The organism is Alteromonas sp. KS69, assembly GCF_003989595.1.
Taxonomy (GTDB): domain Bacteria; phylum Pseudomonadota; class Gammaproteobacteria; order Enterobacterales; family Alteromonadaceae; genus Alteromonas; species Alteromonas naphthalenivorans.
This window is the reverse complement of sequence record NZ_PYHU01000003.1, coordinates 202729-218862: the sequence shown is the minus strand read 5'-3', so window position 1 is coordinate 218862 and position 16134 is coordinate 202729. Positions and strand designations below refer to the sequence as shown.

The 16134-nt window shown below is 38.6% G+C and carries 14 protein-coding genes; 12 read left to right on the top strand and 2 right to left on the bottom strand.

Going from position 1 to position 16134, the window contains the following annotated elements; genetic code table 11:
* The first annotated feature begins 142 nt into the window (after window positions 1-142).
* The 12 genes from prsT to C7Y69_RS02310 are packed head-to-tail and all read left to right on the top strand — an operon-like array spanning window position 143 to window position 14011.
* A complete protein-coding gene (prsT, locus tag C7Y69_RS02365) occupies window positions 143-2890 on the top strand; it encodes an XrtA/PEP-CTERM system TPR-repeat protein PrsT (RefSeq protein WP_185864126.1) in 2748 nt (915 codons plus the stop codon).
* Between the two features lie 23 nt (window positions 2891-2913).
* Window positions 2914-3810 (top strand): ThiF family adenylyltransferase, encoded by an 897-nt coding sequence (locus C7Y69_RS02360; RefSeq protein WP_126871676.1) that lies wholly within the window; start codon window positions 2914-2916, stop codon window positions 3808-3810.
* Window positions 3811-3812: 2 nt separating this feature from the next.
* On the top strand, window positions 3813-4325 hold the full coding sequence (locus tag C7Y69_RS02355; RefSeq protein WP_126871675.1) for a serine O-acetyltransferase: 513 nt from the start codon (window positions 3813-3815) through the stop codon (window positions 4323-4325).
* Between the two features lie 6 nt (window positions 4326-4331).
* Window positions 4332-5519 carry a glycosyltransferase family 2 protein gene (locus C7Y69_RS02350; RefSeq protein ID WP_126871674.1) on the top strand — a complete coding sequence of 396 codons (1188 nt, stop codon included), beginning with the start codon at window positions 4332-4334 and terminating at the stop codon, window positions 5517-5519.
* The gene (locus tag C7Y69_RS02345; protein ID WP_126871673.1) at window positions 5516-6679 is read left to right on the top strand and encodes a hypothetical protein; all 1164 of its coding nucleotides are present in this window, start codon (window positions 5516-5518) and stop codon (window positions 6677-6679) included. The genes C7Y69_RS02350 and C7Y69_RS02345 overlap by 4 nt, the downstream gene beginning before the upstream one ends.
* An 8-nt stretch (window positions 6680-6687) precedes the next feature.
* Complete coding sequence (locus C7Y69_RS02340; protein WP_126871672.1) at window positions 6688-7665, top strand: polysaccharide deacetylase family protein; 978 nt, start codon at window positions 6688-6690, stop codon at window positions 7663-7665.
* A 2-nt stretch (window positions 7666-7667) separates the two neighbouring features.
* Window positions 7668-8711, top strand: a complete 1044-nt coding sequence (locus C7Y69_RS02335) for a glycosyltransferase family 4 protein (protein WP_126871671.1) — start codon at window positions 7668-7670, stop codon at window positions 8709-8711.
* The gene (locus tag C7Y69_RS02330) at window positions 8708-9841 is read left to right on the top strand and encodes a glycosyltransferase (protein WP_126871670.1); all 1134 of its coding nucleotides are present in this window, start codon (window positions 8708-8710) and stop codon (window positions 9839-9841) included. The genes C7Y69_RS02335 and C7Y69_RS02330 overlap by 4 nt, the downstream gene beginning before the upstream one ends.
* Window positions 9838-10800 (top strand): hypothetical protein, encoded by a 963-nt coding sequence (locus C7Y69_RS02325; RefSeq protein ID WP_126871669.1) that lies wholly within the window; start codon window positions 9838-9840, stop codon window positions 10798-10800. The genes C7Y69_RS02330 and C7Y69_RS02325 overlap by 4 nt, the downstream gene beginning before the upstream one ends.
* Window positions 10801-10841: 41 nt before the next feature.
* Window positions 10842-12320, top strand: a complete 1479-nt coding sequence (locus tag C7Y69_RS02320; protein ID WP_126871668.1) for a lipopolysaccharide biosynthesis protein — start codon at window positions 10842-10844, stop codon at window positions 12318-12320.
* Between the two features lie 31 nt (window positions 12321-12351).
* Complete coding sequence (locus C7Y69_RS02315) at window positions 12352-13200, top strand: sulfotransferase domain-containing protein (protein ID WP_185864125.1); 849 nt, start codon at window positions 12352-12354, stop codon at window positions 13198-13200.
* 4 nt (window positions 13201-13204) lie between these two features.
* A complete protein-coding gene (locus C7Y69_RS02310; protein WP_126871666.1) occupies window positions 13205-14011 on the top strand; it encodes a glycosyltransferase family A protein in 807 nt (268 codons plus the stop codon).
* Between the two features lie 335 nt (window positions 14012-14346).
* Here the strand turns inward: C7Y69_RS02310 and C7Y69_RS02305 are convergent, their stop codons facing one another.
* The gene (locus C7Y69_RS02305) at window positions 14347-15198 is read right to left on the bottom strand and encodes a hypothetical protein (RefSeq protein WP_126871665.1); all 852 of its coding nucleotides are present in this window, start codon (window positions 15196-15198) and stop codon (window positions 14347-14349) included.
* A gap of 412 nt (window positions 15199-15610) precedes the next feature.
* The gene (locus C7Y69_RS02300; RefSeq protein WP_126871664.1) at window positions 15611-16054 is read right to left on the bottom strand and encodes a hypothetical protein; all 444 of its coding nucleotides are present in this window, start codon (window positions 16052-16054) and stop codon (window positions 15611-15613) included.
* Window positions 16055-16134 lie beyond the last annotated feature (80 nt).

Here is a 16134-nt window from a genome sequence, read left to right as displayed (position 1 = left end):
TAAAGGCCGCTCTTTCTTGAGCGGTTTTTTTTAATCACTTAACAAAGATATACCCACACTATAGCGATTTAATTATTCATATTATCTTGTATATTTATTCTGATGCGTTAGTTTAGTGTAAAGAAATAATAAGGAAATTAATGTGGATACTTCAGTTAAATTAGCGGTTTTAACCTCCCTTCTACTCTTTAACCTTACTGCGTGCAGCCCTAAATCGACTAAAGAAGTACTTCTAGATGCTGAACAACTAAAACAAGAAGGCAAGTATCAAGAAGCGTCAATAGCCTTAAAAAACGTTATTAAAGAAGAACCAAATAACTTAACGGCTAGGGAGTCCTTAGGTTTAGTGTATTTGGAGCAAGGGCTTTATTCTGCGGCGAGAAAAGAGCTCGTGCGCGCTGGCACCTCCCTGTCTCCTAATGGTGTCGTATCCCTCGCAGAAACATTCTTATGGCTTGAATCATTCGACGAACTACAAAAGTTATCTATCCCAAACACTGAAGAGAATACTGAAAGCTTTTTTGAATTAGAAATTTATAAGGCAATTGCAACGTACAATAGTGGCGGAAAGTTCAGAGCGTCAGCTAGCTTTTCTCGTCTTACTGACAATGAATTGTCAAAAATTTCCCAACTGGCAAAAGCCTACTTAGCCGTTCAAAACAATAGAATTGCTGATGCAATTGAATACACCAATAAAAGTGTAGAAGCTGAACCAGACTTTATCCCAGCACTTCAGTTGAAAGCTATTTTGGAATCAGTCGATGGGAAGTGGAACCTTGCTATTGATACCTTAACAGGCTTGCTTGAAAAAAGAGCTGATGACTACAAAATTAAGTTAAAGTTAGCAGACGCATTAATAAATAACAAAGAATATGATAGAGCTGAACCTTTAGTTAATCAGCTCTTGTCACTTTCTGCTAATCATCCTTATTTTAATCAATTGAAAGGAACGATTGAGTTTTCTAAAAACGATTTTGAAAATTCGCTTATTTACCTTGATACCGCAATTAAAAATGGTCGTTCAAATTCCGTAACCCGACTCTTAGCTGCGTTAGCAAATTACTACGAAAACAATTTAGAGCAGGCATATCAAAACTTAAAGGTAATAGTAGAAACCTTACCACCAGAGCATTTTTCTCATAAGCTATATTCCATCATTCAGATTAAATTAGGGTATAGCAATGACAGCGATGGCTCTTTGGATGATATTAGGTCTATTCCTGTCAACGAAGCACTCTATTTAGCAAAGTCTTCATCTTTGCTTATTCAAGAAGGTGAAATTGCGCAAGCCAAAAACCTGATAGAACAGATAAACACAGATGATGTACAAGACGCCGAACTTCTAAGAAGTATTGGCCTTTTAAAAATACTCACTTCTGATACTGGAATAGATGAGTTAGAGAACAGTTTTCAGCAGGATACCGATTCCGAGAAATCTTTCCTTGTACTAGCGTTCGCCTATCTTAACGCAGGGCAATTCGATAACGCAGAACAATTGGCAGTAGATTGGTTAGATGCTCACCCCGACACTGTATCGGCGCTACATATTCAAGCGCAAGCGAGCTCACGCACTAGCAACGCCAATAAGGTAGCTGGCATCTATAACAAAATTCTTGAATTAGAACCTGAACACATTTCTGCAAACTTATTTTTTGTTGAGAAAGACATTCGCGATAACAACCAAGGTTCAGCTAAAGCTAAGATTGAATCGTTAGTGGAATACCACCCTCTAGATATCGTTGTCCTCATGCGACACTTTCAAATTCAAAGCGAACTTGGAAACTATGACGCTGCACTCAAGCCGTTTAAAAAAGCGAGCAACTCATCAGATGATATAAAGTATGCATTGCTTTACGCGGGTGCTCTGGCAGAGCTAAATAAAACAGATGAACAGCTTTCAGTACTAGAAAACATCCATAGCAAGGCGGAAAAAGAACCAAAATATTGGATGATGCTAGCTGACGCTTATTGGGAAAAAAAGGACTTTGTAAATGCCTCACAGGCGCTTGAAAAATGGCGAGGACTAGAGCAAAGCACAAAGCCATTTTTAAAGTCTATCGAATTGGCTGAAATCACAAGAGACTACAAAGGCGCGCTTAAACTATTGGAAGAAGGTATTGCACTATTCCCAGAACAAACACAACTTAAACTGATTAAAGCTCGAATTTTAATTTTAGATAGTAAAATTGAACAAGCCGCTACCGTTTTCGACTCACTTAGCCCAGCTATTAAAAGCTCAGAACTAGGGCTAACAGTTCAAAGCAAACTACTAATCGCACAACGCAAGTATAACGAAGCCATTGATGTTATAGAGAGAGTTTATCAGAACGTGAAAAGCCAAGAAGTCGCCTCTATTCTTTATACCGCGCTATTCAGGGCTGATAAACAAGCTGAAGCGCTAGCATTCAGTGAAAAACACCTTTCAATGGTACCAAGCCACAATAAAATTCGTTTATTTGCCGCCAATCAACAGATTTATTCCGCCCCAGAAAAGGCGATTATTCACTATAAATACCTTGTAGAAAATGAACCAGTGCAGAGCCCACTTGTGCTAAACAATTTGGCTTGGCTTTTGAGTGAAGCAGAAAAATATGAAGACGCTTTAGTGTACGCAGATAAAGCTCAAGCTATACTTCCAGGGAACCCTTCTATAATGGCGACCCGTGGTAAAATTTTACTACAACTAGACCGAGTAGATGAATCGTTAGCCTTACTTGAAAATGCGTTTAACACTAGCGCAAATTCCCCCGATATTGGTATCGATTACGTTGTTGCACTTCTGAAAGCTAAGAATGACAGCGAAGCCCGAGAAGTATTAACGCAATTGAACCCAAAAACTCAAGAGCACGAACGTAGGATTAACGAACTGAAGGTTCAGACAAATCTTTAATAATTAATAAGACGAGATATCTCATGTTCAATTATAACGAAGCGTTCTCGAGAAATATTGGCTGGGTAACAGAAGCTGAGCAAGAAAAGATTAAAAATACTAAAGTAGCTATCGGCGGACTTGGTGGTGTTGGAGGCGATCACGCCATTGTATGTGCCCGAATGGGCATTTCAAACTTTCACATTTCTGATTTAGACGAATATGATTACGCCAACTTCAATCGTCAGGCTGGTGCTTTTATATCTACAATTGGTGAAGAAAAATCAGTTGTGATGGAAAAAACGTTACGAGATATTAATCCCGATGCACATATTAAGAATTTTGACAGAGGAATCTCGCTGGAAAACCTTGAGGCTTTCTTAGATGGTGTTGATGTTTACATAGACAGTTTGGATATCTTTGCTTTAGAAATAAGAAGACAAGTCTTCCGTCGCTGCTATGAATTAGGTATACCAACCATTACTGCCGCACCAATGGGTATGGGCACTGCCATGCTATGTTTCAAACCAGGGGGTATGTCATTCGACGAGTACTTTGCAATGGTTGACGCTCCCCATGGCGCTGACGATGTCACTAAGGAGCGATACTTCGAAGATAATATTGTTCGCTTTGTAATAGGCGTTTCTCCTTCTGTCCAACAGAGGCATTATCTCGTTCAAAACTCATCCGTTAACTTTATGAAAAAGAAAGTACCTTCAACGTGTATGGGTATTTCGTTAGCGGCGGGAGTTTTGTGTACCAATGTACTGAAACTGCTATTAGATAGAGGTGAGGTAATCTGCGCTCCACGAGGCCTCCACTTTGATGCATACCGAAATAACTTGATAAAGACATGGAGACCTTGGGGAAACAGAAACCCTTTGCAAAAGTACATGTTTAAGAAAGTGAAACAGATTTTAGAAGAAAGTAAAGACACGTAACCATGCCATCTACATTGCAACTTATAAAATCCGACTTAAAAAGAAAACAGGAAATTTTCCATCAAGATGGCGCTGAAATTTCATTATTTAGGACGTGTCTTACTGATGGAACTAGTGCTAATATCCTTTTCCGCTTGGCTGCAAGGTGCGCAAAGACGAAAATTTTGGCTCCTATCGCGTTGATAATTCAACACGTAAATAGGGTTTATAATGGCTGTGTTATCGGTGTAAATGCGGATTTCGGCGAAGGTTTTGTCATTATGCATCCTATCGGCGTAGTCATAAACTCTAAAGTAAAAGGGGGTATCAATATCACCTTAGAAAGCGGTGTTGTAATGGGTGATGAAAAAGGAAAGTCTCCCACCCTAGGCAGCCATATATTTATTGGTGCTGGCGCTAAAGTTTTTGGTCCAATCACTGTGGGTAATAATGTAAAAGTAGGCGCTAATGCAGTAGTAGTAAAAGACGTAGAGTCTAACAAGACTGCACTTGGCATTCCCGCGAAATCAAAGTAAGCATAAATGAAGTATATTGAAATTTTATTCTGGGTTGTCTCGTTAGCTATTATCTATAGCTATGTTATCTATCCTTTGATTTTAATTTTGGTCAGCGCCTTGGTTCAATGTGTTAGAGACACACAGTACACGCTGATTAAAAAAGAACGTCGTATTGACATTTCTGACAGCTCTTCAGTCACCATTGTTATCTCTGCATTCAACGAAGAGTCTTGTATAAAAGAACGAGTAGAAAACTTACTCTCAATGGATTACCCAGCAGAAAAACTCAATATATTTGTTGCATCTGACGGAAGCACAGACAATACCAATGCCATATTGTCATCTTTTGACGACCCAAGGCTGAGTACTTTTTGCTTCGAAGAGAATAGAGGCAAAATTAATGTATTAAATGACTTGATGGAACGTGTTACTTCAGAAGTAACTGTTTTTTCAGATGCTAATACCGTCTTTGAAAAAGACGCGGTAACTCAACTTGTTATGTCTATCAACCAGAAAAATGTTGGGGCGGTGTGCGGAGAATTGGTACTCGTTGATGCGCATTCTGGAGACAATAAAGACAACCTTTATTGGAAGTATGAACAAGTATTGAAATTCCATGAATCAAGATTAGATGCTCTATTAGGAGCGAATGGCGGTATCTATGCCATCAAAACTAAATTTTATGTTCCACTGCCAAGTAACACGATTATCGATGACTTTTGTATTGTAATGAATGTCGCACGCCAAAACCAATCCGTGGTTTACACGCCAGAAGCAAAAGCGATAGAAGAGATAGCGCCAAGCATGCGAGAAGAAGCTAATCGTCGTATACGTATTGGCGCAGGCAATTACCAAGCTTTTGCCAGACTTACTTGGTTACTCAACCCTAAATATAAATGGCGATGGTTTTCTTATATAAGTCATAAAGTCATGCGTTGGTTTGTACCGCATTTTATGATCATCTCTTTATCTACGAATTTCGCTTTGCTTTGGCATAGCCATTCGATTTACACTTACGTTTTTAGCGCGCAGGTTGCATTCTATTGCTTATGGCTACTTGGAAGCCTTAAGCTTTTAAAAAACATACCTATTGTTAGTGGCTTAGTCTCATTAATAACGTTTTTTGTATCGATGAATATTTCGCTTTTTCGCGGCTACATTAGATATTTAACAAGCAATTTATCTGCTACTTGGCAAAGGACATCTCGATGATTGCAGTTGTTGCAATAATTATACTCACACTCTTCATAGCAGCCTTTATTTTCATTATTAAAAAGAAGAAAATGCAAAGTTGGCTATGGAACTATACCAAGAGTCAATTTACATCATCGCCAGAGCCTTCAGGAACGAAGCATGTTATGTTTTGCTTCGTTGACCATTATGAGCCTCAATGGCTTAACAAAGATAATATTGAATTAGAAAGAAAACGTGTAGACCGTTGGATGACTGATTATCCTTTGATGGCATCGAAATTTACTGATTCAGATGGTTGCCATCCCAAGCATAGTTTTTTTTACCCAGAAGAAGAATATAGAAAAGAACATCTAGATAAAATCTCAGACCTTTGTGCCAAAGGCTTTGGCGAGATTGAAATCCATCTACATCATGAGAATGATACCAGTGACAATTTAAGGAAAACCCTTTCCGGTTTTGCTCAATGCCTACACGAAGAGCACAATGCGTTGAGCATTGATCCCGAAACAGGAAAACCCACTTACGCATTCATCCATGGTAACTGGGTACTGGACAACTCACACCCTGAAGGTCATTGGTGTGGTGTCAATGATGAGCTAATTGTACTGAATGAAACAGGTTGCTACGCGGATTTTACTTTTCCGTCTCCCGATACATCTCAGCCTGCCATGCTTAATACTATTTATTACGCAAAAGATGACCCTGATAAGCCGAAATCGTACGAAACCGGCAAACCAATTGAAAAAGGCGGAAAAGCGTGGGGCGACCTACTTCTTATCCAAGGCATTTTAGGACTGAATTGGAAGGTTAGAAAAAAAGGAATTTTCCCGCAAATTGAAAATTCTGACGTCAGACATACCTTCCCCCCTACGCCAAACCGTGTCGATTTGTGGGTTGACGAAGGCATACATGTTAAAGGCAAGCCTGAGTGGGTATTTATAAAAATTCATACTCACGGTGCGCAAGATGGGGATATGGATACGCTGTTAGGAAAGCCTGTTGAAGCAATGCATCGCCACCTTAATGAGAAATACAACGATGGCGAAAATCACTTACTTCATTATGTTTCGGCTCGAGAAATGTACAATATAATCAAAGCTGCAGAAGCAGGCGAAGAGGGTAACCCCAATGCTTATAGAGATTATATTTTACCCTCCCCATCATTTAAGCGGCTTTAAGTTTGACGATGTCTCGTATTAAGAAGAAATTCGGAAACTTGTTAGGGCTGGACAAGTATTTTTGGTCATCCAGACCAAATGGCTTATACAGTGTTAATTTCCATCGGATTGGAGATAGTGCAGATACGCAATTCGACCCTTGTGTTTATTCTTGTTCCACGAAGGAATTAGAGCAGCATCTCACATTTTTTAAAAAACACTTTCGAATAATTAGTTTGAGCGCACTTAGCGAATACCTTCGTACTAACGAAAAAATCAATGAAAGAGTGATGTGTATAACGTTTGACGATGGTTATATAGATAATTACAGCAATGCACTCCCAATACTCAAAAGCCTTAATGTCACTGCTAGCTTTTTCATAGCAACAGGGTTAATAGGAAATACCGTTGTTCCTTGGTGGGACAAAGTAGCCTATTTACTTAAAACGTATGACCCAAAAGCAATCAAACTCTCGGGATGGTCTGAAAAGGTCATTAACCAGCACGATGGTGATCACTTTATCCGTGCTGTGTTGGCATCTATTAAGCACTGTAAACGCACCGCGGAAGAACAAATCAAGGAATTAGAAGCATATCTCAACCATTCAGGTTTGTACCCTGCCGCTGAGTTTATGGACTGGAGTCACTTACAAGCACTTATAGATAATGGTATGGAACTAGGTGCTCACTCCCACAACCATGATATTCTTACCAAGCTAACCACTGATGAGCTATTTTACGAACTTAGTCATTCAAAAGCGCTTTTAGAATCCAATTTACAATGCAAGATTTCAGCGTTTTCATACCCCGTAGGAAACCGCTCTACGTATGATGATAATGTTGTAGACGGCCTTAAAAACAATGGTTATGAATTAGCTTTTAATTTTCAACCAGGCATAAATCAACTCCCTTCTTCTTCACCTTATGATTTACATCGTTTCCCAATTGCACCTGGAATGAGTGAAGCCGATTTGATGCAGATGTTCGGTTATGCCAGGAAATTTTAAAAATGAGAATTATCCATTGCGTAAGTAGTCTGCAAGTTGGCGGTGCTGAAAAATGCGTGAAAAATTTAGTGTCGAGACAAAAAGATAAAGGGCTAGACGTTTCAGTATTATCATTTGGAAACAAAGATGATGCATTCCAGCAAAGTATCGAATCGGAAAACGTTGATGTGATCAATGTGAATGGGAATATCATCCTACGTCTATTCAAACTGATAATCGTTTTATTAAAATACTCATCAATACATATACATTCACCTGCTGTTATTAAAGCATTCGCCCCCATTTTTCCCTTACTACTTTTTAAAAATACTATTTACACTATTCATGGGGAGGTCGAACCCCCTATAAGCTTTTTACGTGGTTCTCACAAAATTGCATCTATATATCTAGATAAAATATTTGCGGTTTCTGAGCCTATAAAGGCTGGGATTTTTCAACGCTACGGCTGGCACTCAAGCATTGTCGAGGTTGTTAAAAATGGTGTAGAAGTGGCAGAAGCCCCTCATAGGGTAGGACACGGTGAAAAACTTAATCTTTGTACTGTTTCTCGCCTAGTGCCATTAAAAAACATTGAACAACTTATCGTGAACTTTGCTGCCAAAAAAGCACACGAATTTAGCCACTTACATGTCTACGGAAATGGTCCAGAGCTTGAAAAGCTAACCACACTTACAGAGAGGTTGGCAATGTCGCCGTTTGTGACATTCCATGGCGCAGTCTTGGACGAAAAATCAATTTACGAAGATAAGGACTTATTGCTAATTAACTCCACTACAGAAGGTCTCCCCATGTCCTTACTCGAGGCAATGGCTAGAGGGATACCCGCGTTATCTACCGATGTAGGTGATATTGGTGCTGTTATTAATAGTGGAGAGAATGGATATATTTATGACAGGAATGATATGAACACCTGGCTTAAACATTTGAACAATTTAAATGGTGAACGAAAAGAACTGAAAGAAATGGGCGAAAAAGCTTACCGTTTTATCGCAAATAACTACTCGATTGACAGTGTATCTATGCTATATGAGAGCTACTACTCATGAGCAAAAAGAAACCTCTACTGTTCTTCACCAATTTGCACCCTCTCCCTTGGCAAGAGACAAGAGCAACTTACAACCTGGAAGAAACTAAACATCTAAGCGAGCATTACAACATAAAAAAACTCATTCCTGTACCTTGGTTTATATGGTTAAAGCAAGTATTGGTTAATGGATATCGCACTGATAAAAACACATGCTTATTCCCCTTTTTTTACGTTCCAAAGGTGATGACCTCGCTACACCCCCTCTTTCTTGGAATCTCCATAGTTATCTCTGTTAAGCCATTACTTTGGTTATTAAGTGCTAATCGAGTGATAGCAAGTTGGGCTTATGCCGAAGGTGTTTGTGCGGCTTTCTTTAAAGGCTTGGTAGGTAATAAACTTATCATTGAGAGTTTAGGGAGCGACATTAATGCGTTAATGACGAAACCGCTTCATAAACGTCAGATGAAATGGGCGTTTAAAAAAGCCACCTTTGTAACGGGTAAAAGCCAGGCTTTGGTCACCGCCATTCACAGCCATACATCGCGAGTAAACGCAGAAGTCGTCTACAATGGCGTCGATTTCGAGTCATTTACCTTAAGATCCTCTCCCGTCTTCACATCAGCTGAAATTAAACTCGTATTTATAGGTTCAGTCATAAAGACAAAAGGCATTTTTGAATTGATTGACGCCATCGCATTATTGAAAAAACAGAACTGCACCATAAATTTGAACTTATTGGGCGCCGGCGCACAGATGAAGGATCTTGAAGAAAGAATAAGCCAGTTAGGTGTTGCCGACAGCGTAAACCTAGTCGGTCCTATACCCCACGATAGCTTAATGAATTTCATTCATGATTCAGACGCTTTAATTCTGCCAAGCTACCGAGAAGGTGTCCCGAATGTCGTCATGGAGTCACTATCAACTGGAACGCCTGTGATTGTTACCAAGGTGGGAGGAATACCAGAGGTAGTACAAGAAAACACGAACGGAGTATTCATTAACGCCCTCAGTGGTGAAGGGGTTATGGAAGCCATCTTGAAGGCAAAGAATACCGAATGGCAGTGCAATGCAATACGCGCTTCCATTTCTCACCTTACTTGGGCGAACACAGCGCAACATATCCAATCTTTATTAGAAATTAAACAATGACAGTATACAACTCTTTGGTTCAAGTACCTTACTCTGACTTTGAATTTGCGGTTAACGAAGCTTTCGAAAGCAAGCAACCTTTCAGCTTTATTCGTCTCGGTGATGGAGAAGGTGCTTTATTAGATTTTGATGAGCAGTGCTCATTGGAAGATATGGAATATTTGTCAGAACACGTAGGCAAAAAGGCGACTATCAAACAGCTTTCCACATTGAAAAATAACTTGGAAAAAGCCATCGATAATACGAATATAGTTGGTATTAGAGATGATGTACTGGGCGTCTCATTTGACGAAGGTTTACTTAAACAAAACGATGAGCAGATTTTCTTAGCGGCGTTTAAACAAGCCTTTACGCTGCGCGCCACCGAGTTAAATATTTGCTATTCGGATGCTAGGCGTATTGCCAAACTTTATAAAGCTATTAAAAACAATAATGCTTATTCTCGGCAGAAGTTATGTACACAGTGGATCCCTTTTGACTATTTTCTTTCAGGAGCTCTGACCAATTTGCTTGAACGAGCAGGTGAGATTGGAGTGATTACTGCTCGTGTAAATATTCCTGACAAACTCAGAAAAGCATTAAACATCAACGTTATTGAACACATCACCCCCGATAAATCAGCTAGGCAAGTAGGAACTCTCATTCCACATTACCCAGCTCACTTCAATAGAATAAAAAGTGAGATAAACGTAAAATATCCTGGAATGCCCTATCTAGTTGCAGCAGGTTTAATTGGAAAAGGTTATTGTGCCGAAATACAAAGGCAAGGTGGGATTGCTTTGGATATCGGCGCACTGATAGACTGCTGGGATGGCCTATATAGCAGACCCAAAGTCATAGAATCAAAATTCGATGTTAAAAAGAGCTTAATGGGCAAGAAAAAGCTGCCGGAAGAGCTCAAAATGACAATTGAAAATGCTAAACGGCTACGCGAACTATTTCGCAAGACCAGATGCTAATTCACACCGAACTGAATTTAAATCGATAGGTACTGATTACATTGAGTAAAAAACGTCTTCTTTCCTCTGGCTTATTTTCACTTATTGAAAAAATAGTCACTGTTTCCGCCATGCTAATACTGACCCCTAGTATTATCACCAGTATTGGCAGCGACGGCTATGGCTTATGGCTGTTAATACTTTCTTTAATGGCTTTTTTTAACATTATTGAACTTGGCTTTCCCGCAGCGGTTCAACGATTTGTTACGTTATACTTAGAGAAAGGTGACAAAGAAACGGCAAACGTCTTTCTTACCACGTCTTTGTTGCTGTTTCTCAGTTTGGGAACCGTATCAGCACTGTCGGCTATTTGTGTGTTTAATTACCCCCTTTTATTAGGGTTAGGTAATGACTATCAAGATACTTTGATGCAAGTCGCTTTAATTTTCGCGCTGAAGATTGTAATGGACTTTAGCATGAACCCAGTCCATGCGATCTATTCTGCACATTTAAGGGTGGATGCGGATGCGGCCCTGTCGACGCTAAATGTCATTGTGAAGTCATTGCTCATATTTTATATAGGAAGACAGCATGGTGTTGTAGCAATGGCTTATTGTGCCGTTTTAACGGATGTATCGATTAACCTTTTGAAGATTGGCGTGGCGAGAAAAATTTATCCTTATTGGAGTTTAAATGTTAGTAATATTAGCCTCAGTCGCGTATTAGAGCTCTTTAACTTTTCCAAATATATTATCATTATGGCTTTTGCTCGGATGGTAAATCAGCGCTCTGCCCCTATACTCATTAGCAATATTATGTCCGTTAAGGCCGTCGCCATATTTGGTGTCGCTCAAAACCTAATAAATCATGCTGATTCACTCAACAGTTCAATTTTTCAAGCCTTTTCGGCTTTTTTCACAAAATTGGTTGCTAGAGGTGATGACCTAAATGAATATGTAATTAAAACTGCTAGACTTTGCTTTTTGGTATGTTTAGTTTTAACTTTAAATTTAATTATCTTTAGCAAACCGTTTATTAGTATTTGGCTAGGAAAAGGATTCAATCAAGCCTCTGAAATTATTGTCATTCTATCATTCGCATTATTAAATCGACCTTATTCTGTAATTTTCAGAAACATATTAATCGCTCAAGCGAATCACAAAAATCTCATGTATGTTTCTATAATTGGCTCAATTAGCACGATATCTTTAACTTTATTATTGGGTAGAGCTTTTGGATTAATTGGTGTAGCGTTTGCCTTTACATTTATTTCATACATTACACAATTCTTGCTAAATCGTATGATCTTTGTGAGATTCAATAGAATTTCGCTTTTGAAAGCAGACGCGTTCTTTATTTTTTCCGTTACCATATGTATCTTGGCAAGCTTTTATTCAGAGCTTATTTCAAATCCAATTCAAAATTGGTCATCTTTAGTCTTATCAGCATTTTTATTCAACCTAATAGCAATACCTTCATTGAGCTTGCTATTACTTCCGCGAGAGTTTTTGAAATCATTAATTGTTAGAATCAAAGTATAGCAAATTATAATTTATGATATGGATAGCCAAAATGTTTAATGCAATTAGATATAATGAAGCGACATACCGCCTAATGAAATGGTGGTATGGTTTAGGAAACCGTTCAGTTAAAGCATATGTTTTTGTTTGTTCGACAGGAAGATGTGGTACGAATACGATATCTGATGTTTTCGCAAATTCAAATGAAGTTTCAAGTTTGCATGAACCCTACCCAACTATGTACTCGAACCATAGCGATTTGCCCCTTGTACAGCAGAGGCAGCTTAGCTTACTAAAGCGTAAGTATTTAAATATTTTAAAAGCTGCTAATTACAAACTGGCATATGTCGAAAGTAATCATATGTTTATTAAAACATTTTTTCAGATCGCTTCTGAATTTCTTCCCTCTGATAAAGTAAAGATTATTCATGTCAAAAGAGATCCTTTCAGTGTTGCATCATCGTTTTATGCGATCAATAGTATTCCTGGGAAACCTCCCACTGGTGATAGATTTCTACTTGACCCCTTCGCGGATGGGAATCTATTGGACCTCCGCCAAGAGCTTACAAGTGAGAATTTTAGACATGATTTTTATAAATGCCTCTGGTATTGGTATGAAACTGAGCAAAGAATTGCAAAAGCAAAACTGCTCACAGCCGATAAAATAGATTGGCTATTTTTAGAAACTAAAGATTTGAATTCTCCAACTAAAATACAAGAACTCATATCTTTCGTGGGTCTAACTGACGTCATGCCTAACATCCAAGATCTCGTGGGTATGCGCTCAAATCAAAAAAAAGTACAAAAATCACATTTTTCAAAAATCGACTTCAAAATATATGAGGAAAGATTTAATCAACTTTTGCTATCTAAAGGCTTTATGCCTCACACTGAGTGTTGAATAGATGTGTAACGATTCAAAAAAAAATAATCCGTTAGTATCGATTATAATTCCTGCATATAACTGCGAAAAATTCATTGAAGAAACTGTAAATTCGTGTTTAAAGCAAACCTATCAGAATATAGAAATTATTTGTATCGATGACTGCTCTTCTGATGATACATTTAATGTATTAAAGTCTCTCTCAATAAGCTGCCAAAAGCTTACCGTCGCTCAAATGCCGTTCAACTCGAAACCTGCAGCAGTTAGAAATTTAGCTATTAAGATGTCCAATGGTTCTTTTATTCTCCCTTTAGATGGTGATGACTTAATCTCGCCATCTTACATTGCGAGAGCGATAACCGTATTTATTGAAAACCCCTCCATTTCCGTTGTTTATTGTAAAGCAAATTACTTTGGTGAAAAAACAGGAGGGTGGCAACTACCTCCATTCGATGAACTAGAGATTATCGAAAAAAATATGGTTCACTGTTCAGCACTATACCGTAAAAACGATTGGCTAAAGCTTGGAGGCTATTGCGAAAATCTGATACACGGTCGAGAGGACTGGGATTTCTGGCTTCAATTTGTAAAACGAAAAATGTTTTTTTACCGCATACCAGAAGTTCTCTTCTTCTACCGACAACTACCTAAGTCAAGATCAAGTTTTCTTACTGACACAGAGAAAGTTAAAAATACATCTAAGTTAATCTACCGTAGGAATGTAATTCTACATATAAGAAAAATGAAGAGAGAAGGAAGTATCAATTCAATTAAAATGTGCAAAATGATACTTTCATCATTTTATTGGCGTTATTTTCCACCTAAGTGAGTTATCGTAATTGAAGGCGAGCCGTTGTTTCGACAGTACTTTATTCATCAATTTGGTTGAGTGATTTTGAGCGTAACTATTATGAACGCGTATTTTTCTTTGACTACTCCGCGAAAAATACAGTTATAGATTTGTTGCGCGGAAATACCTAGCTCTGCGGCTACTGATTGTTGGAGTTACCTTTTTTATCTGCTCTGCGAACAGCCTCCTTACGAAACTCTTCAGTGTATGCATGAACCTTCTTTTTACTAGCCATAAGCCACCTCTTATCTAACTATAGGTGATGTCCACTTTGTTTGGGTAAGTCCTTTATATAACGCCCAATAATCGCGTATTCAATCTAGACCTTTATAAGGGTCACCGAATCTTAACTTCTGGTAGAGCCAAACTATTTTTCTTCTATAGTGCTGGCTTACACTACTAACGTTTTCTAACCACCTCGAAAATAGCATGGTCTTATAATGTAAAAATAGCTCTTCAACTTCGCTACCATCAGATCTTACCCTTGATGCTCTTAAAGGAATAAAAGACACATCAAAAGCGGATGTGGAATATTTCACTAACCTTTCGCTGTGGATTGGACTATTAGTTTCCTCACAAAATTTAAGCATCTTATTAAATCGTTTCCCATAGGCAACTATGGCCTCTTCACCAGTGACCACAGCAAACCTGTCGTTATAACCACCACAATGCTGCCAATTAGGTAGGGCAAGAGAGTTTTTATGAATTCGTTTACTTGCTTGCTCGATGATGGTCCTGAAGTCATCGTGGTAATGCAAATCGGGACGTAAAAACAATACAATATCAGGCTGCCATTTAAGGCATTTATCAGTCACTGAGGCCATTGAATAAAGCTGATGGTATAGATTTTTAATAGACTTGTTCTCATCTTCCCAGAAGTCACCAAACTTTATTACATTCTTGTAAGTAGAATCAGCTAGAAATAGCTCTGGCGGCTCAAAGTATATATCATCAGGAGAAAGTAAATAAGCATCGTTAGGGTCGATAGTGCCCTTCTCTCCGCTTCTATTGTTTTCAACACGTGTTTGCTCAAAGAAGTGCGCAAACACTTTATGTTCAAAATTGAGCGCCGCTATAGAAGAATATATATTCGCTTCAATGTTTCTATATGTAGTAGAAACACCTCTAGTTATTCCAAAAAAACAAATTGCTACTTTTACTGTCATGACTATCTCAAATTCTAAAGTACGCGCTCAAAACATTTAATTAAAAGGGCATCTGGTCTCAAATTAGACTCATAGTAGCGGTGATTCTCTTTCATCATAGAAAACCTAGTGTCTGTACTTTCATCTAACCTAATAGCTTGGTCTACGCACTCTTGTGCTGTTGTAAACGCCAGGTAGTGACTTCCTTCAGCTAAATCAGGAACATAATTTAAGTTTTTTCTGTAACAATCGATTTAGACATAGCATTATACTCACCAAACTTCCATCCTATAAAGCCGTGAAGCCCCGTTGACGCAATATAAATATCATGAGACTTCACAGTGTTCTGTTAATTACTTTTTGTCGTTAGACCAGCGCTATCAACCACTAATTGAGGGTGTTGGTTGACTGCGAAATCAGTCGCAATTAACCCTCAGGGAAATCGACTCCCAAATTCATCTTTTAAAAGCTCAATACACTTAGCACGCTGGACATTGATTTCTTCTCTTTGCGTTTTTTGCTGGTCGCTAATTTGGAAATAACTATCGCTCTCAGTGTCCCAGAGGCGAGCTAAAAAAAGTACTTTAGCCTGTTCTCTTAAAACAGGGGTAGAACTAATATTAGAAACTGATGCTTTAAAATGTAGTTTCCCTAGAAAGTCTACTTGTTTTATTAACTCTTTTTTCCACTCTTTGGTGCTGTAAAAAAGCGCACAACGTTTAAAATAATGATCAGTCAGTGCGTACGCTTCAAGGTCAATTGCCGCACTATCAGACGTATCAAAGCACAACTTCTTACCCGCAAGCTCGATATGCAGGATGTTGGGCTGAACGCTGAACGGCACAGTACTTTTACGTGCTTCTTTCCCAACTCGCATGGATACCTTGAACCTACCCTAGCGATGCAGCATAGTTAAGCCCGTATAGATTTGCTGCAAATGATTTGAGTTATTATCAG

Excerpts from the sequence above, each read along its gene's own strand:
- C7Y69_RS02360 (WP_126871676.1), top strand. The coding sequence starts at position 2,914 with ATGTTCAATTATAACGAAGCGTTCTCGAGAAATATTGGCTGGGTAACA.
- C7Y69_RS02355 (WP_126871675.1), top strand. The coding sequence starts at position 3,813 with ATGCCATCTACATTGCAACTTATAAAATCCGACTTAAAAAGAAAACAG.
- C7Y69_RS02350 (WP_126871674.1), top strand. The coding sequence starts at position 4,332 with ATGAAGTATATTGAAATTTTATTCTGGGTTGTCTCGTTAGCTATTATC.
- C7Y69_RS02345 (WP_126871673.1), top strand. The coding sequence starts at position 5,516 with ATGATTGCAGTTGTTGCAATAATTATACTCACACTCTTCATAGCAGCC.
- C7Y69_RS02340 (WP_126871672.1), top strand. The coding sequence starts at position 6,688 with ATGTCTCGTATTAAGAAGAAATTCGGAAACTTGTTAGGGCTGGACAAG.
- C7Y69_RS02335 (WP_126871671.1), top strand. The coding sequence starts at position 7,668 with ATGAGAATTATCCATTGCGTAAGTAGTCTGCAAGTTGGCGGTGCTGAA.
- C7Y69_RS02330 (WP_126871670.1), top strand. The coding sequence starts at position 8,708 with ATGAGCAAAAAGAAACCTCTACTGTTCTTCACCAATTTGCACCCTCTC.
- C7Y69_RS02325 (WP_126871669.1), top strand. The coding sequence starts at position 9,838 with ATGACAGTATACAACTCTTTGGTTCAAGTACCTTACTCTGACTTTGAA.
- C7Y69_RS02315 (WP_185864125.1), top strand. The coding sequence starts at position 12,352 with ATGTTTAATGCAATTAGATATAATGAAGCGACATACCGCCTAATGAAA.
- C7Y69_RS02310 (WP_126871666.1), top strand. The coding sequence starts at position 13,205 with ATGTGTAACGATTCAAAAAAAAATAATCCGTTAGTATCGATTATAATT.
- C7Y69_RS02305 (WP_126871665.1), bottom strand. The coding sequence starts at position 15,198 with ATGACAGTAAAAGTAGCAATTTGTTTTTTTGGAATAACTAGAGGTGTT.
- C7Y69_RS02300 (WP_126871664.1), bottom strand. The coding sequence starts at position 16,054 with ATGCGAGTTGGGAAAGAAGCACGTAAAAGTACTGTGCCGTTCAGCGTT.